The following is a 21,488-nucleotide window of genomic DNA, read 5'->3' as shown; positions in this document are numbered from 1 at the left end:
AAAATGCTTATTAAGTTAAAAAACGAACCTACTAATGCTGTTAGTTACGAAGATAAAGTTAAAATAAAGAACATACTATGTGAAATACAAAATTTCGCTTCTGAAAAAGTGATTGAGGATATTAAAAATATTATACATAATAATAATATAACTAGGGAAACGCTAAATTATTTAAATGAAAATCTTGGGAGATTTATAGTCAATAAAACAAGTATAGCAAATGATGAAGTGTTAGTCCAAGGAGCAGACAATACTGATATACATTAATAATACGAACTTAGGATAAACACTTATCCTAAGTTCGATAAAAATACTGAATAAACAATTAATTATAAAATTCCATGCAGCAATTTAGTATTTATCAAACAAGCGATGAATTGCTTCTAAAATCGATATTGCTTCTGATAGAAAAATGCTATCACTCTGATCTTAAAAGCGTGATATTAACTGCAGATGCAGATCAACAAGAAATGCTCAATAAAAATCTTTGGACTTATTCACGTAAGCAATTTATACCTCACGGTAGTAAATTTGATCCGCAGCCTGAAAAACAACCGATTTATATTACCGATGAGTTACAAAATCCTAATAATGCTAGTGTGCTTGTTATTATTTCGCCTACGGATATAGGAAAAATTTTACAAGCAAAAGAATATATAAGAGTTTTTAAAAGGATAATTATAATAACCGATTTACCGGAAGATTTAAAAGAATTAACGGCAAAAATAAATAAATTTACCGAGCAGGAAAATAAAATCGATTGTTTTACTCAAAATCTTCGTGGAACGTGGAATAAGGTAGAATAAGCTTAGGTCCTGTGCACTTTTAATAGAATAATCATAATTATGGCTCTTTTTAGCTGCAAATTATCAGATTTTTTTGAAATATGAATAACTATTCCTTCAAAAATCTTATTAATTTTCGCTTAAAAATATCTCATAATTATAATCATTAATCAAAAGTGCACAGACCTAGAGTCTATCTATAAAGTAATTTTAAAGCTAATTAAATTCTTTTTTGCTACAAATTATAAATTTTTTTTGAAATAGGGTTAGCTATTCCAGCAAAAAACTTATTAATTTTCGCTATAAAATCTCTTTAATTATCAGTTAAAATTACTTTATAGATAGACTCTTATATTCTTTTACGTACAAATAAATATAATCCGATCGTTAAAGCAATAACCAAATTGGAATAACAAGCAAAAATAAAATCTAGATTTTTTGAAGCAAAATTTTGCAATATAAAATGAATTGAAGTAACTAGCAATATTGTTAAGGCAGAAAATAATACCGGCATAAAAGTTGTTTTTTTGCTATAAGGATATCTCAAAAAAACTGCAAGAGCTAAAAAAGGTAATACAAAATTATATAAAGGCCAAATTATTCTTTGATGTGCTTCAGCAATTAATTTAATTTTTTTAGTAATAGCTAAATCATGAGGAGGGGCAAGTAATTCGCTGATATAATATTCGTTTGCTTCTTTATTATGTTTAGTTCTTTGCGATACTAATGGATTATCATTTTGTAGTTTTATCATTAAAGAATCGAAAGTTAACTGAGTTAAATTACCGTTTACGTCATATTCTTGTCTTATGCCTTTATTAAGTTCAAAAATCGGGCTATTATCATATATATTAAGAGTACCTGAACCCGCAAATACTACTGATGGGTTATCAGCGTTGCGATTATCAAATATTATTACGCCGTTCATAATATTTCCTGCTGATTTTTTATCTATAAAAACAGTGATATCTTTCGTTACTTTATTAAAAGTTTTCTCTTCAATCATACTTGAGATATAATTATTCTTTATAAAGTTTAAACGTGATTTTAAGTTTATATGAGATAACGGCAGAATGGTAGAAGATATATAATAAGCAAGTAGCATAACTATTAATGCGACATATAAAGCAGGCAATGCTAGCTGTATATTATTAACTCCCGAAGCTTGTAATATAATTAATTGTCGCTCGACTTTTAAATTATTATAGATATAGATCACGGCAATAACCGTTATTACCGGTAACAGAATAAATAATAAAGTAGGAAGTACTAGAACTATTAAACTGAAGAAGTCCATAACTTTTATACCTTTATCAAATAAGTATAAAAGTTTTAATATTTGCGTTATCCATACTATACTAGTCACTGAAAAAGTAACAACTATAAGCAGCGGTAAGATATTTTTTATAAAGTATTTTCGGTATAGTAGCATATAAATGATTTAATTTAGAAAATTGACTATAATCGTCATTACTAAGAAATTGCGTAGGAATTTGAACGATTGATGGGTTTATAGAAACTCGTTCTTGGTTCATTTCAAAATCATTAAAAACCAAGTTCACTATGTGAACCTAATCGTATTAACTCCAATGTATCAGCATCGGGTTTTCTATAAATTAATACTAAATCCGGTTTAATATGACAATCTCTACAATCTTTCCAATTACCTATAAGAGCATGATCTCTCATATGTACAGGTAATATTATATCAGCAACCAAGTATTTAACTGCTTTCAACAAAATATCATCCAAATTTATTCCGTGTTTTCTACGTTTTTCACGCTTATAATCACGTTTAAACTGTGCGGTACGTTTAATCGTTCTCATTTAAATCGGACAACAAATTATTTATATTACCAACATGAACTAATTTGCCGCTTCTTGCAGCTTTCATGGCCTTAATTGTTTCATCATTTGGGATAAGCGGCTCAAACGGTAACGCTTTTTCACGAGCAACACGAAATAAAAGCATACGCACAGCGTCGGATAAAGTAAGTCCCATAGTAGCAAGCACTAAAGCTGCTTCTTCTTTCACATCTTCATTAATACGGGCTCGCACAATAGAATCAGCAGACATAAAAATCTTCTTTCAATAATGTAGCTACATTGTAGCACTTATATAAAAAATTTTCAAGATTAAAAATCAAGTTTTTTATATGTAGTAAGAATTAAATCCCCAATCTTTTTTATTAAATTACCCGCAAAAACTCGATAAATTAATTTACCTATCACTATTGTTATAAATGTAATAGCAATACCGTAAATTATATCACTTGGGTAATGCATGGCAAGGCTTATACGAGATAAAGACACGAGTATGATAACACAAATCATTAAGATTTTTAACGGTAATTTAATATAATCCCAAATAAAATATGTTACCAAAACGCTAAGAGCCGCGTGGCTGCTTGGAAAGCTTGAAAAGCATCTTTCATTTGCAGTATTTATTATGGTCATGAAACTATCCGCAGGAAGACTGCAATAAGGGCGAGGAAAATTAACTGAAAATTTAAGAGCGGTAAAAATTAAACCGAATACCCCGTATATTATACCGATTTCAACTAATTTATTATAATTGTGCCAAAATTTATTTTGCCGTTCATTATCATTTTTAATTTTCTTTAATTGAATATAAAAATATATACAGTATAAAATATATATTAAGGCGAAATTAGCTATATTAAAACAAAACGAAATTATTTTAAAAAAATAAGGTATTAGACCAATGTTAGTAACTTTATTCAAAAATAAGAATATTTCTTGATTTAAGCCGCAAAAATTATAAAAAACTTCAAACATTATTTTAAATATTTATGTTACAAGTAACAATACTTGGATGCGGAGCATCTCTCGGCGTACCGGTGATCGGGTGCGATTGCAGTATATGCTTATCGAATTCAAAGTACAATAAAAGAACTAGATCGGCAATATATATTAAAGATGAAAATAGTCAAATATTAGTTGATTTCGGTTTTGATATTAGAAATCAACTATTACGAGAAAAGCTAAATAAGCTCGATTGTGCTATATTAACACATTATCATTCTGATCACGTTAACGGCATCGATGATTTACGGGTATTTACTTTTATGCAAGGTAAGCCATTTGAAATCTATACAGATCACGATAGTACGGCAAAGCTCCATACAAAATTTGATTATCTATTTGATAATAAGTTATTTAAACTTGGGCGGTTGTTCACAACTCAATCTGTTAGTTTTTTTGATAAAATTAAAATTAATACTATTGAGATACAATTTTTTAGACAACATCATGGTCCTATAGATAGTTTAGGTTTACGTATAGGTGATTTTGTTTATTCGCCCGATGTAATCGATTTTCCTCCTGAATCGGAAGAGTATTTAAAAGATATAAAAATATGGATATTAGATTGTATGGATTATAAATCAAATCCGAATCATGCAGGACTTGATAAAGTTCTAGAATGGCGTGAAAAATATAAACCTGAGCAGATATTATTAACCAATATGAGACACACGATAGATTATCATGAAATTACGAAAATGCTTCCAAATAATGTTAAACCGCTTTATGACGGTTACAAATTTACGGTTTAGTTTATGATTATTTTAGAAAAAGTTTGTAAGCGTTACGGCAAAAATTACGCAATTAAGAATATTGATTTAGATTTTACTACTAAAGAAACTACTGTAATAATTGGACCTTCGGGAAGTGGAAAAACTACTCTGCTTAGAATTTTAAATAATTTAGAAGAACCGAGTAGCGGTGCTTTTTTGATAGACGGAAAGAAGCTATTATCTAAAGATAGGAGAAAGCTTCGTTTAAAAGTCGGTATGGTTTTTCAAAATTTTAATCTCTTTCCGCATTTAACGGTAGGAGAAAACCTAATTTATACACCGGTAAATGTATTAAATTTGCCAAAAGAACAAGCAATTTCTGTGGCAAAGGAATTACTTGCAAAATTTAAGCTAACGCAAAAATTTGACTCATATCCGGCAAATTTATCAGGCGGACAAAAGCAGCGAATAGCAATAGCAAGAGCCTTGATGATGAAACCGGAAATTTTGCTATTTGATGAACCAACCTCAGCACTCGATCCTGAAAACATTAAAGATGTTATAGAAAATATAAATTTATTAAAAGATCAAATGAGTATGGTAGTAGTCACGCATCATTTGAAATTTGCAAAATTAATAGCAGATCGTGTTATTTTTATGGATCAAGGGCAGATTTTAGCAAATCAGCCTGCTAAGGAGTTTTTTAATAAACCGGCATCGCATCGAACTAGGTTGTTTTTAGAGAATATCGGTGATTTAATGTAATATACGCACAGTGTCATGCCGTGGCTTGACCACGGCATCCAGAAAAATAAATAAAAATACTAATTTTTAACTGGACCCCGTGGTCAAGCCGGCGTTGCTGCATGGCTCATTTATGTCATTCCTGCGAAAGCAGGAATCCAAAAAAAAGTATAAATACAGTAATGAAATTAAAAGCGGAGGTTATCTCGCTTTATGATGGATTCCCGCTTCCGCACATGGGTGTCAACTTAAGGATCGATGTCATTCCCGCGAAAGCGGGAATCCAGTAAAAAATGGTAAAAATAAAAAAATCATATAAAAATTTAGTATATAATTTATTTAGAAAGCCGGATTCCTGCTTTCGCAGGAATGACATAGAATCAATAAATAATATCGCCATATGAATAAAAAGCTTATCTTATTTTTTAGTATAATATCATTATTGTTATGTTCTACAGTCTTTGCACAGACACGAGTAGAATTACCACAAAAACTAAAAAGTTTTATTAAAAAGCTTGAATTGCAAAAAGACGAATTACAAGGAGGAGCAATTGCAATTTTATACAAAGGTGAAGTTATTTATAAAACAACGTTTGGAAATCAGAAAGGTAATAAAGGAGCTATTACCGACAAAACTTTATTTCCGTTAGCATCGGTTTCAAAAGCTGTTTCAGCAACGGCAATTGCATTAATGGTAGATCAAGGAAGTTTAGATTTTGATGAAAAATTCAAATTACCATACTTAAAAAATACTATTAGTCTTAATAATATTTTAAGTCATACCACAGGTTATCAATTCTCAGGAAATATTGAAATTGAGCAAGGAATGAGTCGCTCAAAGCTTTTAATGCTGCTGCAAAAACAACAAGCTAGTTGTAAACCAGGGCAATGTTATAAATATAGTAATATCGTTTTTAGTTTGCTTGAAGAAGCTTTAAATTGTAAAAAATCAAGTTTAAATGCTGCAATAGATAATTTGCGTACAACGCTTAAAACGCAAGATATACAAATATTACCGCTAGAGCCGAATATACAACTTGCTTATCCGCATTCTAAATCAATAATAGACGGACAAGAGGTAATAACATTACTGCCGTTTCCGCCTTACTACCCAAAGACGGTACCTGCATCTGCCGGTATTTTTGCATCGATAGATGGAATGATTGAAATATTCAAACTTAGTTTTGGTTATAAACCGAATCTTATTTCTAAAAGTACTTTAGATCGTATGTATAAAATAGTAAAATCAAACAAAGATGTTTTTGAATTTAAATGGCAACCGATGTGGTCTATTGATAAAAAAATGATTGAGTCATATTACGCTCTTGGATGGCGTATTCTTAAAGTAAAAGGACGCTCAAATAAGGATTTAATTTTTCACTCAGGCTATATTAACGGTATTAATTCTTTTATTGGTTTTATACCCTCAGAAGAACTTGGAATTATTATTCTAGTGAACCAAGAAGGTAGTTTTCCACTTAAAAATGGGCTGGGACTTTGGTTTGATTATATAGGTTAAAAAAATTATATTATATGAATAAAAAACTTATAAAACTTATTTTTATAATTTGCAGCACCGTAATTGTAACTGGTTTGTTATACAAATATATCAATCAGCATTATCCAAAATTTTTCAAAGAGCCACAAAATATAGGGAGTTTTTGTGCGTCGTTATTAATATTATTTAGTATAATTTACAGTACTATTAGCCAAAATGAAGTGCGTAAATTTTGTTTGCAATTAGCAATGTGGGCAGCAATTTTTTTAGTTATAATAACCGGTTATGCTTTTAGGTTTGAGCTGAACTATGCTTATCATAGGGTAATGTCTGCTTTGATTCCCTCATATAAATGGTCTACTGAAGTCGGAGAAATTATTATAGCTCGTAGCGGGGACGGGCATTTCTATATCAATGCTTTTGTAAATAACGTTAAAATAAAATTTATGGTAGATACCGGTGCAAGCGATATAGCTTTAACTAAAGAAGATGCCCAAAAATTAGGCTTTGACTTAACTAAATTAAAATATACTAGAACTTATCTAACGGCTAACGGCGAAAATAAAGCTGCTCCTATAACCTTAAATAGTGTAGTAATCGGTACGGAATTTAAGAACATCAAAGGACATGTAGGTCTAGGTGACCTTGATATTTCACTACTCGGTATGTCGCTACTTGAACGTTTCAAAGGTTTCAGGATTGATAAGGATTTATTAATTTTGAATTATTAGACTTCATCGTCATTGCGAGGAAAAATTGAAAATTTTGACGAAGCAATCTCAGGATTTTGGCACAAGATTGCCACGCAGCCTATGGCTGCGTAGCTCATGACGATTTTAAACCATAAACGCCGTATTAAAATGGCATTTTGAAACCAGGCGGTAAGCTCATACCGTTTAAAGCTCCTGATAAAGAATTTTGAGAATCTTCATCACATTTTTGTTTAGCATCATTAAAGGCAACTTTAATTAAATCTTCAAGCATTTCTTTTTCTTCTACTTTTAATAAAGATTCATCAATTGTAATCTTTTCAACTTCACCTTTACCGGTTGCAATAACCTCAACAAGCCCACCGCCGGCTTTACCGGTATATCTTGCATTTGCCATTTGCTCTTGAGCTTCTTGCATTTTCTTTTGCATTGATTGGGCTTGCTTTAAAAACTGATTAAAATTTACCATAATTCTATCCTTTAATTTTTAGCTTTTAAGTAAAATATCTGAAATTACTATATTTGGGAAATGTTTTTTAATTAAACCAAAATCATTACTTACTTCAATCTTACCTATTAACTGATTCTTTAAGGTTTGCTTGCTCTGTTCCTTTATGATTACTATCTCAAGCTTTTCTTTAGTAAAAGCAACTAACAAATCTTCTATTTGTTTTTTTATTTTGCTTGTAATTTCAAGGCTTACGAGTTCTAATCTATTATCACTGAGATTTTTAAGTTCTGTGTTATTAAGTAGAAAGTAATATATATCTATCTCATTATTTTTATATAGATATTCAAGAAAATCTACAATTTCAAATTTTTTTTTTATTTCCGGATTAATTGGTTGATTTAAATTTTGATTATTACCGTCAAAATCTGCAAGCAAGGATAACGATGTCGAATATATAGATTTTATAACTAACATTTCCGTTTCTGTTAGCCCGTTATAGGAAATTTTTATTTCCCCTACTCCCTTATTATATATTTGCCATAAGATTGATAAATGCGGCAAACTGATTTTATCTAATATGCTTTTAGTTCTATCGTTAAATGATTCATATATTGGCAAACTATAATTAGGTAACATTTTTACTTTATTAAGATACGCAATAAAATCTGCTACCGATTCTATAAAAATCTCAAGATTAACCGAAAAACCGTAAAGTTTATTTATTAAATTTATAGCTTTTTCCGTCTCTTTGCGAATTATATATTCCACAAATTCTATTATAACGGAAGCGTCAACAAGCCCAAGCATTTGATTAATTACTTGAGGGCTAATTATATTATCGGATTTTGCAGACATACTAGCTGCTTGATCTAAAATAGACACTGCATCACGTGCCGACCCTTCAGACTTATGAGCTATAATTCTAAGGGCCTCTATATCGGTTTTTAAATTTTCCTGCTTAGTTATATATTCAAGTAGCTTAAAAATCTCTTCAAAATTCAACCGCCTTAAATCATAACGTTGACATCTTGAGATAATAGTTGCAGGTATCTTTTGTACTTCCGTCGTTGCAAAGATAAATATTATATGAGGCGGCGGTTCTTCTAAAGTCTTAAGAAGTGCATTAAATGCTCCCTTAGAGAGCATATGCACTTCATCGATAATGAAGATTTTATGCTTCCCTTGCAGAGGTTTATATTCAGCGGATTCTATAATTCTACGTATATCATCTACGCTAGTTTTACTTGCTGCATCAATTTCGATTATATCAGGGTGATTATGGTTATTAAAGCTGATACAGTTTATACACTGCTCACATGTTTTAATAGTCGTATTTTCAGTAATTAAAGCAGAGCAATTTACGGCTTTAGCAATAATTCGGGCGGAAGTAGTTTTGCCGACCCCTCTAATACCTGTTAAAAGATAGCCTCCGGTGAGCCTATCATTTAAAATAGTATAGCTTAAAACTTTGACTAATACCTCTTGCCCCTGAAGCTCGGTAAAATTACTAGGACGATATTTCCTTGCAAAAGGAATATACTGATTAGATGAATTTATATCTGTCACGATTGTTATAAGACTCTTTATGTCATACCTCGTCATTGCGAGGAAAAATTGAAAATTTTGACGAAGCAATCTCAGGATATTTGACGAGATTGCCACGTCGCTTCGCTCCTCGCAATGACGATTAATTGGTCAAGCCACAGCATGATAATATAACTGTATTTACTCGAAGTATTTTTGAAATTGAATTTTATTTTTTAAGAGTGAATAGCGGAGCGTACACTTAAGTACGTGAGCATATGAACTCTTAAGTAAAATAAAAGAGCAATTTTAAAAAGACGAGAAGTAAATGCTAGTAATGACCCACCGAATCCCACTCCGGCTGCTTCCTTTCAGACCTGACCGACTAAACAGGCACAATGCCCACTACTAGCATAATTAACATAACCTGTTTATTTTCAAGAAACAATATATTTTTTTTCTATTTCCGATTTTGTTAATCTTTCAGGTGGACCGAATATTTCAGGGTTTTTTAATTTGAATAAATCATCGGAAAATTTTTGTACTTTAGCTATTTTATCAAAAGTAATAGTGACTATATTATTATCTTCAAATATTTTTAATGCTTCAATTTGTTTAGTAGCTTTATTAAAAGTAATTTCGCTACGCTTTTCCGTTAGAGTATGATATATAGTAATTTTAGAAATATTTCTTTCATTAACTACCGATTCAAAAACAAAATCCTTGTCAAAATGCTTGTTATCTTCTAATAAAAAATTAAATGTATTTTCGCTTCTATTAATACGGCTTACTTGCTCCATATCATAATCATACATCGATACGAAATTTTTAGTACCTATTATAACTAAAGGGAAAGGAGGATAATAATTACATCTAAAATTATAAGGTTTGTGGATTAGTAATTTTCCTTTAACTATTTTACCGTACGAATCTTCTTGAGTAAAATCTATAGCAACCGATTTTATCGTATGTAGATAAGTTTTTAGCTCCGAAATAGTTGTTTTATCATCTGCTCCAAACGCTACGACTGAATTTATAAAAACACAAATAATAATTAAGAATATTTTTTTCATTTTTATTGTTTTATATTTTAAATTATGTTTAAAATACCTTAGTTATATTGTTAAAACAAATAATATTTATGAAAATCGTTGCTTTAAAAGAAAAAGCCAAGCATGAAACGCGAGTTGCTATAACGCCTGAAGTAGCAGGATTGTTAGTCAAAAAAGGCTATGCGGTTACGGTAGAAAAAGATATAGGGCTTCATGCCGGTTTTCTTGATGAAGAATATGTTGCTCTAGGTGCTAAAGTATCTTCGGTACCACTCGAAATTATTTCTGATGCCGATATTATATTAAAGGTGCAACCTTCATCCGTTACGGATAAATATAGCGAGCTTGAATTTGCAAAAAAAGGAGCAATTGTTATAGGCTTATTGTCGCCTTATTTAAATCATGAATATATCAAAGCAGCAGCTAAAAAAAATCTTACGACTTTTGCTATGGAATTTGTGCCGAGAATTACTAAAGCTCAAAATATGGACGCTTTATCTTCTCAAAGTAACTTAGTAGGCTATAGAGCGGTAATTGAAGCAAGCTATCATTACACAAAGGCTTTTCCTATGATGATGACGGCAGCAGGGACGATTTCACCGTGTAAAACTTTGGTGCTGGGTATCGGCGTTGCGGGTCTTCAAGCTATTGCAACGGCAAAAAGGCTTGGTAGTATTGTTGCGGGATATGATGTCAGAGCTGCTACCAAAGAGCAGGTAGAAAGCTTAGGAGCTAAGTTTGTTTCACCGGAACTACAAGAAGATTTGCAGGATAAATCAGGTTATGCTAACGAAAGTTCGGAAGATTACAAAGCTAAACAAGAAGAGTTCTTAGCAAAAATTATTAAAGGATATGATATAGTTATTACTACTGCACAAATTCCAGGGAAAAAAGCCCCTCTGCTTGTTACGGAAAAAATGCTAGAATCTATGAAGCACGGTTCAGTGATTGTTGATATAGCGACCTCTACAGGAGGAAATGTGGAAGGTTCAGAACCTGATAAGATCGTTACTAAACACGGTGTTACCATAATAGGTTTATCAAATCTTGCTACTAAAATTGCTACCGATAGCTCAAAACTCTACTCTAAGAATTTATATAATTTTCTTAGTTATGCCATGCAAGACGGTAAATTTAATATGGATGATGAGTTAGTACGTGATATGTTGATTACTAAAGACGGCAAAGTTGTGAGTGAGAAAATCAAATGATTATATCTATCGTCATTGCGAGCAGCCGTAGGCTGCGTGGCAATCTCATGAAATGATACTCCTGAGATTGCTTCGTCAATTGCTATGCAATTTCCTCGCAATGACGACTCGGGTATCCACGCAACAATGACATAATAAGAGAAAAAATATGAATCAATTACCGATAATGGCTAAACAAGCGGCTGAAATTGCCCATAATACTCAAGAATTATCAGATAAATTAAAAGATTTGGTAATAGATACTAGTTGGCAAACAAACACAAGTACTATAGACCCGCTAGTATTTGCTATAACCATTTTTGTATTAGCTTCTTTTGTTGGATATTATGTAGTGTGGAAAGTAACGCCTGCACTCCATACTCCGCTTATGTCCATTACTAACGCTATTTCAGGTATTATAGTTCTTAGTTCTATGATTGCCGCAAGTAGCTCTGCTTTTGGGTTTTTCGGTTTACTTGGGTATTTTGCAACGCTGCTTGCTTCTATAAATATCTTCGGCGGATTTATAGTAACAAAAAGAATGCTCGAGATGTTTAAGAAGAGGTAGTTATAAGTCGTCATTGCGAGGAAAATTACAAAGTAATTGTACGTCCGCAATCTCAGGAGTATTATTTCATGAGATTGCCACGTCGCTTCGCTCCTCGCAATGACGGACAAGTCAAACTACAACTCTAGTTCTTTATATTCAACGGTAACTACTTCGTATGATTTAGATCCTTTCGGTGTTGTAACTTCTACAAAATCACCTACCGATTTTCCAATCAAAGCTTTTGCTATAGGAGAAGCGATTGAAACTCTTTTTCTAGTTATATCGGCTTCATATTCTCCTACAATAATATATGTTACTTCTTCTTCAGTATCGTCGTCAATCAAAGTAACCGTAGCTCCGAATTTTATGTTATCTCCTGATAATTTACCAATATCAATAATTTCCGCTCTTGCCGTCATATCTTCAAGCTCTTTAATACGCCCTTCTATAAACGCTTGTTTCTCACGTGCCGCTTCATATTCCGCATTCTCGGATAAATCGCCGTGTTCTCGTGCTTCGGCTATATCTTCACTAATTTTTTTACGCTCTACATGTTTTAAATGTTTAAGCTCGTGTTCTAATTTTTCAAAACCTTTAGCGGTGATAGGAAATTTTGTATTCATAATTATATTGTATAGATTTAGTAATTTTAGTATACTATTTTCAATAATATAGATTTCAGCAAGTATATTTGTAATAGTTAAATTTGTCAAATAAGCCTTTTTAATTATTTTTCACATACCTAAAAACATATTAATGATTCTATGGAAATTAAAGATTTTGACTTTGAGAAAAAGCGTAAAATTTTCCACCTATCGGCTATAATATTTCCGTTGCTTTATTTATTTATTCCAAGAACCGCTATTACGTTATTATTATTTATAATAACGGCTATTACATTATATTTAGATGTATCACGTCATAATAATGCAAAAATTAGTGAATTTGTAACTAGATTTTTTTCAAGAGTTATAAGGCCCCTAGAAAATAACGGTTCTTTTGCTCTAAGCGGCATTAGCTTTATGATGCTCGGTTTTTTCTTAACTGCTCTTCTTTTCCCTAAAAATTTAGTGATTTGTTCGTGGTTGATTTTAATTATTTCAGATTGTTTAGCGGCTCTTGTCGGCGTTAAAATAGGAAATAGCTTAGGTAACGGTAAATCTATAGCAGGTTCTGTTACTTTCTTAGCTTCTGCAATTTTTATAAGTATATTAGTGTATTTCTATTTAGGGTACAATACGAGTTTTATTATTATCATTATAAGCTGCATAGGGGCTACAGCAGCTGAATTTTATTCAAAAGATTTAAGAATTAACGATAATTTATCTATACCGCTTTCTTATTGTTTATCTACAGCTATTCTTTCTTACATATTGTGATATACTCGCCCTACTTGAAAAATTGGCTACGTCGTCTTTGTAAGTCCTCGGATGCTGAACGTTTTAGTATACGCTCCGCTCCTCGGCTTACAGGCTCCTTGCTCTTTTCCAAGTTGAACTTCGTATAATAAGGAAATATATTATGAGAGTTGCACCGGAATTTTATGAGTTATTAAGAAACCGTATTAACATATCCGATGTAGTACGGCAAAAAGTAGCTTTAACTAGAAAATCCGGTAACTATGTAGGTTTATGTCCTTTCCATCAAGAAAAGACCCCATCTTTTACAGTTAGTGATAGTAAGAGATTTTTCTATTGTTTTGGTTGTAAAGCAGCCGGTGACGTTATAAAATTTACTTCTAATATTAGCGGTTTATCCTATAATGAGTCTGCTATAAAGCTTGCAACCGATTATGGTATAGAGATACCGAAATTAACTGCGAAACAGAAAGAATTTTATGAAGAATCCGATGAAATTCTAAATATTTTAGAACTCGCCAATAAGTTTTTCAGGACACAATTAACGCCTGAAATATTAAATTATCTACACGAAAGGGGTATTACCGAAGAAACAGTAAAAGAGTTTTCAATAGGCTTCGCTCCGAAGAATAATAAATTTGAAAAGTTTTTTCACGATAAAAATATAGATATTATAAAACTCGGCAAAGCCGGCTTAATAGGCAAACGAGAAAATGGCGAAATATATAATTTATTTTCTAACCGTATTACTATTCCAATTAGAAATATTTACAATAAGATTGTAGGTTTTGGCGGCAGAGTACTTGGTGAAGGGCTACCTAAATATTTAAATTCACCTGAAACTACAGTATTTCAAAAAAGTGAAACTCTATACGGTGAGCATAAAGCGATAAGCAGTAGCTATAAAAAAAATCACTCGATTCTAGTAGAAGGTTATTTTGACGTTATAGCACTACATCAAGCAGGCTTTAGCGAAGCGGTTGCGAGTCTTGGTACTAGCGTTACTGAAAATCATTTACATAAATTATGGCGTGCCGGCGATGAAATTATATTATGTCTTGACGGAGATAATGCAGGTATAAAAGCTAGCATAAGAACTATTAACTTAGCATTATCGCTTATTAATAGTGAAAAGAAAATTTCTTTTATTAGGTTACCAAACGGACTTGATCCCGACGATACAGTAAATAAAAACGGTGCTGATTTTTTTGCAAAGCTTATAGATAAAAGAATAAGCCTATCAGAAATGATTTGGTATATTGAGTATAGTGGCAAGAGTTTTAAAACTGCGGAAGAAAAAGCTAATTTAGAGAAAAATTTAAAAGATTACTGCAGTAAAATATCGGATAGTAATTTAAAAGCAAGTTATTACAGGTTTTTTAAAGATCAAATATGGCAAAATTTAGTCACAAAGCAGAAGAAAGCTACAACTAAAAACTCAAATTTGGCTCCTATAATTTCAAGTCACGGCTATTCAGAGCTTGAAATGCTAGAACACGCTTTTTGTGCTTTGTTGATTAAATTTCCTATAATACTTGAAGAAAAAGATATTAGAGATTTCATCTTAAATTTAAATTTTAATAATAAATCGCTTGAAGAATTCCGTAATTGGTATTTAAACGAGATTATAGATAATAACGTAGAAGCAAGTGAAATTACTGCAATTGTGGAAAAAACTAGCTTTTTTGATATTTTTTTATTATTATCAAAAACGGATAATTTGTTTTTAGATATCTCATTTAATAAAAATAATATCAGACTGGATTTGTTATGGCAGTGGCTACATAAGAAATATTATCTAATAAATTTACAACAAGAATACGCTATTACCATAAACAGTACAGACAATCAAGACTTTGAAAAAGTTTTATTGTATAAAAAAGAAATTCTGAGAATTGCAAATGAACTTCAAGTTTTAAACGAATCTTTTATTAATCACACGATAACTTAATTATTTCAAACTTCTTTTAAAAGAAAAAAGCATATAGGTATTTAATGAGCAATAGCAATATAGACAATGATCTAGATAAAATAGATAGTTTACTTAAAAAAGCTAAATCTAAAAAGATACCGGTCACTTATGATGATATAAACAAAGCTCTTCCTCTTAATAAAAATCCTTCAATAAGACAATTAGAGGAAGCTATATTAAAATTTTCCGATGCAGGAGTAGATATTTTAGAATCTAACGAAGATGATGAAATTAAGCTTGATATCGGAATGGATGAAGAATTTAAGCTATCTACCAATGTTGATAATGAACCTGAGGATGAGGTAGAAGAAGAAAATATAGGTACTACCGATGATCCCGTAAGATTATATCTTAAGGATATGGGAGGCGTCGATCTTTTAACTCGTGAAAACGAAGTAGAAATAGCAAAAAGGATTGAGGAAGGGCGTAAAACAATGACTGCTTCCTTATGCAAAAGCCCTATTGCTATGCGTTGTTTTATAGTATGGTATGAAGATTTAGTTAATGAAAAAATGTTACTACGTGATCTGATAGATTTAGAAGCTAACATGTTACATGACGAAACACCCGAAAATGATGAAGAACATAGTAGTGAGACCGAAGGAGAAGAGCATGAGGATAATCACTTATCTATGTCTAGAGTAGAAACGCAGATATTACCTAATATCATAGAGCGTATGAAAAAGATTTCTTTTATCTGCGAAGAGCTACTCATTGAAGCTAAAAAATGTTATGAGAAATCTTTTGAGCCGAAGGTTTTACAAAATAGCAAAAAATATAATAATAATTTGGAATTATTGATAAATGAAGTTTCGGAAATACATTTTAATTCTAAAAGAACAGAAGAAATTTTAGGTAAGATGTATGGAATAAATCGTGATTTAATTAATAAAGAAACAGCCTTTTTAAAACTTGCTGAAAAATACGGAGTAACTCGCCAAAATTTCCTAGATGAATATATAGGATCGGTGATCAATGCAGCATGGAAAGAAAAAATGCTGAAAAATAAAAAAGTCGCCTGGAAAGAGTTAATTACTAAAGAATCGGATTATATAGATCAAATGATTGCCGAATTATCGCTTATAGAATCTAATACCGGGCTTTTAGTTAATGATTTTAAAAAACTAGTGAATACTATACAAAAAAGTGAGAGACAAACGCTACAAGCAAAAAAAGATATGATAGAAGCGAATTTACGTTTAGTTATATCTATCGCTAAAAAATACGCTAATAGGGGATTGCAGTTTTTAGATTTAATTCAAGAAGGTAATATAGGACTTATGAAAGCGGTGGATAAATTTGAATATCGCCGTGGCTATAAATTCTCTACTTATGCTACCTGGTGGATTAGACAAGCTATAACAAGAGCTATTGCAGATCAAGCAAGGACTATACGTATTCCTGTGCATATGATTGAAACAATTAATAAGATACTGCGTACTTCAAGGCAAATGCTTAATGAACTCGGCTATGAACCGACAGCAACGGAAATCGCTAACCGTCTTTCAATGCCGCTTGATAAAGTGCGTAAAGTCATGAAAATAGCTAAAGAACCTATAAGCCTTGAAAATCCCGTAGGTGATGATAGTGACGGCGGTCAATTAGGCGATTTTATCGAAGATAAGAATGCAGTAGCACCGATTGATGCGGCAATTCAGTCAAACTTACGTGAAGTTACCACTAGAGTACTTGCAACCCTTACGCCACGTGAAGAAAGAGTGCTTAGAATGCGTTTCGGTATAGGTATGAATACTGACCATACATTAGAAGAAGTAGGGCAGCAATTTAAAGTAACTAGGGAACGTATAAGACAAATAGAATCCAAAGCTTTAAGAAAGTTACAACATCCTATTAGATCCAAAAAGCTTAATAGCTTTAGAAGCGGTGGAAAGCGTGGTGAAGGTAATCCATCAGATTTACTAGAAGCATGATATACTCATTTAATTTGCAAAATTGGCTACGTCGTCTTTGTAAGTCCTCGGATGCTCACGTATTATTATACGCTCCGCTCCTCGGCTTACAGACTCCTTGCTCTTTTCCAAATTAAATTTCGTCTATCTACTTTCATTTATAGCAGTATACTCATTATAATTTACAAAATTGGCTGTGTTGTTGCATGTACATGTTATGTCATTCCCGCGTAGGCGGGAATCCAGCATAAAGCGAGATAAATCGAGCTTTTAATTTCAAAAATTTGCTGTATTTATACTTTTTTCTGGATTCTCGCCTACGCGGGAATGATATCGAACGGATTTTTTGGTCCACGCGGGCAATGCTTGCTCTCAATGACGGCTTAGGTATCTTTTCCGCAGGAATGACAATAACAATCCCCTTATGTATCGATATAAGATTACTATTGAATATTTAGGCACGAATCTTGCAGGTTGGCAAAGGCAAGCAGGAGTAATGTCGGTACAGCAGATATTAGAAGAAGCGATTTATAAATTTTCCGGTGAACAGGTAATATTGTTTGGGTCAGGAAGGACAGATGCCGGTGTTCATGCTATAGGTCAAGTAGCACATTTTGATCTTTCAAAACATTTAGAACCTCACAAAATTATTACGGCTATTAACTATTTTGCAAGACCGTATGCTGTAGGAGTATGGAATTGTGAATTAGCCTCCAATAGTTTTCATGCTAGATTTTCAGCTACCTCCCGTCATTATATATATAGAATTATTAATAGGTCTTATCCATCCGTAATTGATTTAAATAGAGCATGGTGGATTAGTTCACCTTTAGATATTCTAGCTATGCAAAAAGCTGCCGCTTATCTATTAGGCAAACATGATTTTACTTCCTTTAGGGCTAGCTCATGTCAATCAAAATCACCGATTAAAACTTTAACTGAACTTAATATTGTTAAAGAAGACGAAGAAATAAAATTATATCTTTCAGCCCCATCATTTTTGCATCATATGGTGCGTAATATTGTCGGTAGTTTAGTGCTTGTCGGTAAGAATGTTTGGCAGGCGGAACAAATTAAAGATGTTCTAGAAGCCAAAGATAGAAAAGCCGCCGGTCCTACTGCTCCCGCATCCGGACTTTATTTTGTGAAAACAGAGTATTAACAACCATAGTATTACTCCTATCTACTTGCCAATAGTATAACCTCCGTTCCGTATTGCAACTTTCAATATTAACACTATTTACAAAAAATCAAAATAGTATTAATTCACTAAAAAATTAATGATCGGTTAATTATTATGATGAATCAAGGAGCTTTACAATCTAAACTCAATAATCCCCAAGCTATTACTTTTCCTGAAGGTAAAACCATTTTGGCCACCACGAATACTTCTAAAGAATTAGCATGTGTGTCAGAAACAAATCTAGACTTACAATTATTATATGACTCTATTGCTCCGGTAAAAAATGTTAAGTCTGCTGTAGAAATGGTGATTTATTTATTAAATTATTTATCTCCAAAAAATGAAATAATCGCTATGCAAAATACTATGCAGGCATTATTTATTAATTATAACTATGAAGAATTTATAAGTAATAAATTGCTTGATAGATACAAAATTACAAAAATATTTATGACTATCAAATAGGAAAAAATTCTTATTTATATGGTTTTAAATCAAACAAAATTAATAACTTGGAATACAAAGAAAGTATTTTTTTAAAAATACAAGCTACGGAGGTTGCTGTATACGCCGCTATAAAAAATGATCATAAACAAACCGCTGAAGAATTAATAAAAGAAGTATTAAAAAATGCAGACTTACACTTAACCGTGTTTTCAGCAAGTAAATATGATAAATACACCGAATGTTCTAACATTATTGCTAAATTAATAACTCTATTAGAACCGGAATCACAAATTAATGCTTTTCAAATATTAAAAAAGCATTATCAAGAAAATTTGCCGGTATTAACAAATTTTTCTAATGCTTTACTTGTAGAGGGACATTTTGATGAAGTAATAGAGTTGTTAGAAGATAAACTAGCAAACATAGATAATAAAGCTTCTTTAGCAAAGGTACATATAGGTAGTTGCGGTCATGCCTCCATATTGCAGTTACGCCTATTAAAAAGCTATACGTTCAATAAGAGTACCAATAACCTTATCATGAATATCCAATGACTTGGAAAAGCAGATTGTCTTACGTGCAAGCCTCTTGCATCTCGTTCTAAGGTTCAAGTTACTTCGTTCTATCCGTTGAGTGTATTTTTTACTGATAATATGCTTTTTAGGGTCTAATAACCTAGCATAACTCCCCCATCCATCTGTATAGTAAAAAGTCACCTTGAAATTCTCTAGTTTTTTCAGTAATGATTCTAATGTGCTATCACATCTTGTACCAAACGTATAAGCAACTACTTTTAACGAAATCTTATCCAAGGCATACCAAAGCCATCGTTGTCTGGATTTATTCTGTACATAAGACCATTGTTCATCTATCTCAGGAGCAATAATTACTTCTGTTGTACTGATAGAATGATTTATTGTTTTTAATACTAGATTTTTAAAACACGGATAACTGTATTGATACCCGCTTTTAATACTCTTACTGTATCTCTAACTCCAGAGCCGTTGATTGACATTAATTGAATATCCTGACTTTATTACTTCTTCTGTGTTGTTACAATATCTACACTTAACATCTATTTTTGCCATAACTCCTTAACTATAATTCTCTCTTATTACTGTTTGAGGATTATAGACTATTTACTCTAAACTGCAATACGGAGGCACGACCGGTAGTTGCTATTATAACCTTGGAGTCGCATATTCCTATAAAGCAGATTATCAAAATACAAAAAAATATTACTTAGCTGCTTTAGAATATTTACCGAATGATCAAGAAACGATTTTAGAGTTAATTAAAATTCATATAGAGTGTTATGAATTAGAAGATGCTGACAATTATATAAGTACATTGTCATCTAAAGATTTAAAAGCTACTCTTGAAATGGTTAGTAACTTATCTAGTGTTTCTACAAAAAAGTTGAAAGTAATTAATAAAGCTACGCTACCTAAATCGCTACACTCTTCAATTTTAAATTTAGAATATATAGCTAAATTTAATGAAGGTAGGTTTTCGAATAATGATAAAATTACTGCTTCTGAAAAACTTCTTAAAACTTGTCCTAACGATACAGAATTACTATCAACTGCGATTCATACTAAGCAATTTAATTTTGCAAAAGAAATTATAAAAAAAATTCCTGATGAAGTGCTATTTCAAAGTAAAACTCTTTGGAAATTTAAAACTTTACTCCAATTAAAATCCGATTATCAAGCTATTATTGATAAAAATAACCTTCAAGCAGCAGAAGCAGCTGATTTAATTAATATCTCGAATACTGTTTTAATTGCTAATGAAGAATTTAGTTCAGTTCCTGAAAAGGTAGAAAACGCTTTAAAATACGATCCTCAAAACGAAGAAACTTTAGAAATCGGTATAGCTGCTTCTTTATTAAATAATAATAAAGAAAAAGCAAGAGAATATGCAAATCAATTAACCGAAGAAAAACAGCAAGAAATTTCTGCAAATTACTCTACAGATAACAAGGCAGAAAATATAGAAGAGCTTATTAAAGAATATGATGCAAAAGAAATACATGCTCATTATCAACGGGTAAAACAACAAAAACTTTTTGAAATTAGTCAAAAAATCACTAATAACCAAATTATTAGCAGCTGGAATGTTAATAAACAGATTATTAAAAAAGATGATGCTTATTCTGTAGGTAAATATAAGGGGCTTAATTGTTTTGCAAAAATTGCGAAAGAAGTTGAAAAGAAACTAGATAAGAACCTCATTGATTCTTTTACTCGTGCTATAGAAAAAGGTATTACATATTGTAAAACAAGTATCAATGGAGTTAAATTTTTACAAAATAAAGCAGTAGAAGTTAAAATTGACGGCGAAATGCGTTTATTTACCAACATTTTTTATAAAAATTCTCAAGAAGAACTATTACTAAATTTTGATCATTACGGCAATCATAATGAGGTAGAAAATTTTGCTAATAACCATAAATTAGTAGAAGCACTCGGTGATTTAACGGTATTATAATATATAGTTGCGTGGATACCGATGTCATTCCTGCGAGGCATTGTTGCGTGTATACCACCCCGTCATTGCGAGCAGTCGTAGA

24 protein-coding genes, 1 other RNA gene and 1 pseudogene are annotated in these 21,488 nt (G+C 31.6%); 15 read left to right on the top strand and 11 right to left on the bottom strand.

Annotated elements, in window-relative coordinates:
- Window positions 1-3: 3 nt before the first annotated feature.
- Together ACNFN7_RS03330 and ACNFN7_RS03325 are read left to right on the top strand one after the other, a co-directional pair.
- A complete protein-coding gene (locus ACNFN7_RS03330; protein WP_485440812.1) occupies window positions 4-267 on the top strand; it encodes a hypothetical protein in 264 nt (87 codons plus the stop codon).
- Between the two features lie 74 nt (window positions 268-341).
- Window positions 342-806, top strand: coding sequence for a DNA polymerase III subunit chi (locus tag ACNFN7_RS03325; RefSeq protein ID WP_485440811.1), 465 nt, complete (start codon window positions 342-344; stop codon window positions 804-806).
- 328 nt (window positions 807-1,134) lie between these two features.
- Here ACNFN7_RS03325 and ACNFN7_RS03320 read toward each other — a convergent pair whose 3' ends face one another.
- From ACNFN7_RS03320 to ACNFN7_RS03305, 4 genes are all read right to left on the bottom strand, one after another.
- A complete protein-coding gene (locus ACNFN7_RS03320; protein WP_485440810.1) occupies window positions 1,135-2,217 on the bottom strand; it encodes an LptF/LptG family permease in 1,083 nt (360 codons plus the stop codon).
- 113 nt (window positions 2,218-2,330) lie between these two features.
- On the bottom strand, window positions 2,331-2,612 hold the full coding sequence (locus tag ACNFN7_RS03315; protein ID WP_485440809.1) for a type II toxin-antitoxin system YafQ family toxin: 282 nt from the start codon (window positions 2,610-2,612) through the stop codon (window positions 2,331-2,333).
- Window positions 2,599-2,862: a type II toxin-antitoxin system RelB/DinJ family antitoxin gene (locus ACNFN7_RS03310; RefSeq protein ID WP_485440808.1), complete on the bottom strand. Its 264-nt coding sequence runs from the start codon at window positions 2,860-2,862 to the stop codon at window positions 2,599-2,601. The genes ACNFN7_RS03315 and ACNFN7_RS03310 overlap by 14 nt, the downstream gene beginning before the upstream one ends.
- 59 nt (window positions 2,863-2,921) lie before the next feature.
- Window positions 2,922-3,584, bottom strand: a complete 663-nt coding sequence (locus ACNFN7_RS03305; protein ID WP_485440807.1) for a phosphatase PAP2 family protein — start codon at window positions 3,582-3,584, stop codon at window positions 2,922-2,924.
- A 14-nt stretch (window positions 3,585-3,598) separates the two neighbouring features.
- On the opposite strand from ACNFN7_RS03305, the gene ACNFN7_RS03300 reads away from it, so the two are divergent.
- The 4 genes from ACNFN7_RS03300 to ACNFN7_RS03285 all read left to right on the top strand — a co-directional run bounded on the left by ACNFN7_RS03300 (window position 3,599) and on the right by ACNFN7_RS03285 (window position 7,297).
- Window positions 3,599-4,363, top strand: coding sequence for an MBL fold metallo-hydrolase (locus ACNFN7_RS03300; RefSeq protein WP_485440806.1), 765 nt, complete (start codon window positions 3,599-3,601; stop codon window positions 4,361-4,363).
- Window positions 4,364-4,366: 3 nt separating this feature from the next.
- Entirely contained in the window at window positions 4,367-5,089 is a 723-nt protein-coding gene (locus tag ACNFN7_RS03295; RefSeq protein ID WP_485440805.1) for an amino acid ABC transporter ATP-binding protein, read from the top strand.
- Window positions 5,090-5,468: 379 nt separating this feature from the next.
- On the top strand, window positions 5,469-6,587 hold the full coding sequence (locus tag ACNFN7_RS03290; protein WP_485440804.1) for a serine hydrolase domain-containing protein: 1,119 nt from the start codon (window positions 5,469-5,471) through the stop codon (window positions 6,585-6,587).
- 14 nt (window positions 6,588-6,601) lie between these two features.
- Complete coding sequence (locus ACNFN7_RS03285) at window positions 6,602-7,297, top strand: aspartic protease APRc (protein ID WP_485440803.1); 696 nt, start codon at window positions 6,602-6,604, stop codon at window positions 7,295-7,297.
- Between the two features lie 124 nt (window positions 7,298-7,421).
- On the opposite strand, the gene ACNFN7_RS03280 is transcribed toward ACNFN7_RS03285, so the two are convergent.
- From ACNFN7_RS03280 to ACNFN7_RS03265, 4 genes are all read right to left on the bottom strand, one after another.
- Window positions 7,422-7,745 (bottom strand): YbaB/EbfC family nucleoid-associated protein, encoded by a 324-nt coding sequence (locus ACNFN7_RS03280; protein WP_485440802.1) that lies wholly within the window; start codon window positions 7,743-7,745, stop codon window positions 7,422-7,424.
- 18 nt (window positions 7,746-7,763) lie between these two features.
- A complete protein-coding gene (gene dnaX, locus ACNFN7_RS03275) occupies window positions 7,764-9,293 on the bottom strand; it encodes a DNA polymerase III subunit gamma/tau (RefSeq protein WP_485440801.1) in 1,530 nt (509 codons plus the stop codon).
- Between the two features lie 281 nt (window positions 9,294-9,574).
- Window positions 9,575-9,668, bottom strand: an RNA gene (gene ffs / locus ACNFN7_RS03270) — signal recognition particle sRNA small type.
- Window positions 9,669-9,688: 20 nt separating this feature from the next.
- Window positions 9,689-10,324, bottom strand: a complete 636-nt coding sequence (locus ACNFN7_RS03265; protein ID WP_485440800.1) for an outer-membrane lipoprotein carrier protein LolA — start codon at window positions 10,322-10,324, stop codon at window positions 9,689-9,691.
- 68 nt (window positions 10,325-10,392) lie between these two features.
- Between ACNFN7_RS03265 and ACNFN7_RS03260 the strand changes: the two genes are divergently transcribed.
- Together ACNFN7_RS03260 and ACNFN7_RS03255 are read left to right on the top strand one after the other, a co-directional pair.
- Complete coding sequence (locus tag ACNFN7_RS03260) at window positions 10,393-11,514, top strand: Re/Si-specific NAD(P)(+) transhydrogenase subunit alpha (protein ID WP_485440799.1); 1,122 nt, start codon at window positions 10,393-10,395, stop codon at window positions 11,512-11,514.
- A gap of 148 nt (window positions 11,515-11,662) precedes the next feature.
- Window positions 11,663-12,061: an NAD(P) transhydrogenase subunit alpha part 2 gene (locus tag ACNFN7_RS03255; protein ID WP_485440798.1), complete on the top strand. Its 399-nt coding sequence runs from the start codon at window positions 11,663-11,665 to the stop codon at window positions 12,059-12,061.
- A gap of 116 nt (window positions 12,062-12,177) precedes the next feature.
- On the opposite strand, the gene greA is transcribed toward ACNFN7_RS03255, so the two are convergent.
- On the bottom strand, window positions 12,178-12,666 hold the full coding sequence (gene greA / locus ACNFN7_RS03250; RefSeq protein WP_037213737.1) for a transcription elongation factor GreA: 489 nt from the start codon (window positions 12,664-12,666) through the stop codon (window positions 12,178-12,180).
- A 141-nt stretch (window positions 12,667-12,807) separates the two neighbouring features.
- Between greA and ACNFN7_RS03245 the strand changes: the two genes are divergently transcribed.
- The 3 genes from ACNFN7_RS03245 to rpoD all read left to right on the top strand — a co-directional run bounded on the left by ACNFN7_RS03245 (window position 12,808) and on the right by rpoD (window position 17,304).
- Window positions 12,808-13,422: a diacylglycerol/polyprenol kinase family protein gene (locus tag ACNFN7_RS03245; RefSeq protein WP_485440797.1), complete on the top strand. Its 615-nt coding sequence runs from the start codon at window positions 12,808-12,810 to the stop codon at window positions 13,420-13,422.
- Between the two features lie 142 nt (window positions 13,423-13,564).
- Window positions 13,565-15,352, top strand: coding sequence for a DNA primase (dnaG, locus tag ACNFN7_RS03240; RefSeq protein WP_485440796.1), 1,788 nt, complete (start codon window positions 13,565-13,567; stop codon window positions 15,350-15,352).
- A gap of 44 nt (window positions 15,353-15,396) precedes the next feature.
- Complete coding sequence (gene rpoD / locus ACNFN7_RS03235; RefSeq protein ID WP_485440795.1) at window positions 15,397-17,304, top strand: RNA polymerase sigma factor RpoD; 1,908 nt, start codon at window positions 15,397-15,399, stop codon at window positions 17,302-17,304.
- A 9-nt stretch (window positions 17,305-17,313) separates the two neighbouring features.
- Here the strand turns inward: rpoD and ACNFN7_RS03230 are convergent, their stop codons facing one another.
- On the bottom strand, window positions 17,314-17,415 hold the full coding sequence (locus ACNFN7_RS03230; protein ID WP_485440794.1) for a palindromic element RPE5 domain-containing protein: 102 nt from the start codon (window positions 17,413-17,415) through the stop codon (window positions 17,314-17,316).
- Between the two features lie 292 nt (window positions 17,416-17,707).
- Between ACNFN7_RS03230 and truA the strand changes: the two genes are divergently transcribed.
- The 3 genes from truA to ACNFN7_RS03215 all read left to right on the top strand — a co-directional run bounded on the left by truA (window position 17,708) and on the right by ACNFN7_RS03215 (window position 19,467).
- Window positions 17,708-18,445 (top strand): tRNA pseudouridine(38-40) synthase TruA, encoded by a 738-nt coding sequence (gene truA / locus ACNFN7_RS03225; RefSeq protein ID WP_485440793.1) that lies wholly within the window; start codon window positions 17,708-17,710, stop codon window positions 18,443-18,445.
- 135 nt (window positions 18,446-18,580) lie between these two features.
- Complete coding sequence (locus ACNFN7_RS03220) at window positions 18,581-18,931, top strand: hypothetical protein (RefSeq protein WP_485440792.1); 351 nt, start codon at window positions 18,581-18,583, stop codon at window positions 18,929-18,931.
- Window positions 18,932-18,978: 47 nt separating this feature from the next.
- The gene (locus ACNFN7_RS03215) at window positions 18,979-19,467 is read left to right on the top strand and encodes a hypothetical protein (RefSeq protein ID WP_485440791.1); all 489 of its coding nucleotides are present in this window, start codon (window positions 18,979-18,981) and stop codon (window positions 19,465-19,467) included.
- Here the strand turns inward: ACNFN7_RS03215 and ACNFN7_RS03210 are convergent.
- A pseudogene (locus tag ACNFN7_RS03210) lies at window positions 19,411-20,001 on the bottom strand (IS1 family transposase). The gene ACNFN7_RS03215 and the pseudogene ACNFN7_RS03210 overlap by 57 nt on opposite strands.
- A gap of 262 nt (window positions 20,002-20,263) precedes the next feature.
- Here ACNFN7_RS03210 and ACNFN7_RS03205 point away from each other — a divergent pair.
- Window positions 20,264-21,406: a hypothetical protein gene (locus ACNFN7_RS03205; RefSeq protein WP_485440790.1), complete on the top strand. Its 1,143-nt coding sequence runs from the start codon at window positions 20,264-20,266 to the stop codon at window positions 21,404-21,406.
- Window positions 21,407-21,488: the final 82 nt, after the last annotated feature.

The sequence above is a fragment of the Rickettsia sp. MAE-05 genome, from assembly GCF_057319745.1.
The sequence above is the reverse complement of the archived record's forward strand: the minus strand, read 5'-3'. Positions and strand labels throughout refer to the sequence as shown.

Bases quoted from the DNA above. Each gene is read 5' to 3' on its own strand.
- ACNFN7_RS03330 (WP_485440812.1), top strand. From the start codon at position 4: ATGCTTATTAAGTTAAAAAACGAACCTACTAATGCTGTTAGTTACGAA.
- ACNFN7_RS03325 (WP_485440811.1), top strand. From the start codon at position 342: ATGCAGCAATTTAGTATTTATCAAACAAGCGATGAATTGCTTCTAAAA.
- ACNFN7_RS03320 (WP_485440810.1), bottom strand. From the start codon at position 2,217: ATGCTACTATACCGAAAATACTTTATAAAAAATATCTTACCGCTGCTT.
- ACNFN7_RS03315 (WP_485440809.1), bottom strand. From the start codon at position 2,612: ATGAGAACGATTAAACGTACCGCACAGTTTAAACGTGATTATAAGCGT.
- ACNFN7_RS03310 (WP_485440808.1), bottom strand. From the start codon at position 2,862: ATGTCTGCTGATTCTATTGTGCGAGCCCGTATTAATGAAGATGTGAAA.
- ACNFN7_RS03305 (WP_485440807.1), bottom strand. From the start codon at position 3,584: ATGTTTGAAGTTTTTTATAATTTTTGCGGCTTAAATCAAGAAATATTC.
- ACNFN7_RS03300 (WP_485440806.1), top strand. From the start codon at position 3,599: ATGTTACAAGTAACAATACTTGGATGCGGAGCATCTCTCGGCGTACCG.
- ACNFN7_RS03295 (WP_485440805.1), top strand. From the start codon at position 4,367: ATGATTATTTTAGAAAAAGTTTGTAAGCGTTACGGCAAAAATTACGCA.
- ACNFN7_RS03290 (WP_485440804.1), top strand. From the start codon at position 5,469: ATGAATAAAAAGCTTATCTTATTTTTTAGTATAATATCATTATTGTTA.
- ACNFN7_RS03285 (WP_485440803.1), top strand. From the start codon at position 6,602: ATGAATAAAAAACTTATAAAACTTATTTTTATAATTTGCAGCACCGTA.
- ACNFN7_RS03280 (WP_485440802.1), bottom strand. From the start codon at position 7,745: ATGGTAAATTTTAATCAGTTTTTAAAGCAAGCCCAATCAATGCAAAAG.
- ACNFN7_RS03265 (WP_485440800.1), bottom strand. From the start codon at position 10,324: ATGAAAAAAATATTCTTAATTATTATTTGTGTTTTTATAAATTCAGTC.
- ACNFN7_RS03260 (WP_485440799.1), top strand. From the start codon at position 10,393: ATGAAAATCGTTGCTTTAAAAGAAAAAGCCAAGCATGAAACGCGAGTT.
- ACNFN7_RS03255 (WP_485440798.1), top strand. From the start codon at position 11,663: ATGAATCAATTACCGATAATGGCTAAACAAGCGGCTGAAATTGCCCAT.
- greA (WP_037213737.1), bottom strand. From the start codon at position 12,666: ATGAATACAAAATTTCCTATCACCGCTAAAGGTTTTGAAAAATTAGAA.
- ACNFN7_RS03245 (WP_485440797.1), top strand. From the start codon at position 12,808: ATGGAAATTAAAGATTTTGACTTTGAGAAAAAGCGTAAAATTTTCCAC.
- dnaG (WP_485440796.1), top strand. From the start codon at position 13,565: ATGAGAGTTGCACCGGAATTTTATGAGTTATTAAGAAACCGTATTAAC.
- rpoD (WP_485440795.1), top strand. From the start codon at position 15,397: ATGAGCAATAGCAATATAGACAATGATCTAGATAAAATAGATAGTTTA.
- truA (WP_485440793.1), top strand. From the start codon at position 17,708: ATGTATCGATATAAGATTACTATTGAATATTTAGGCACGAATCTTGCA.
- ACNFN7_RS03220 (WP_485440792.1), top strand. From the start codon at position 18,581: ATGATGAATCAAGGAGCTTTACAATCTAAACTCAATAATCCCCAAGCT.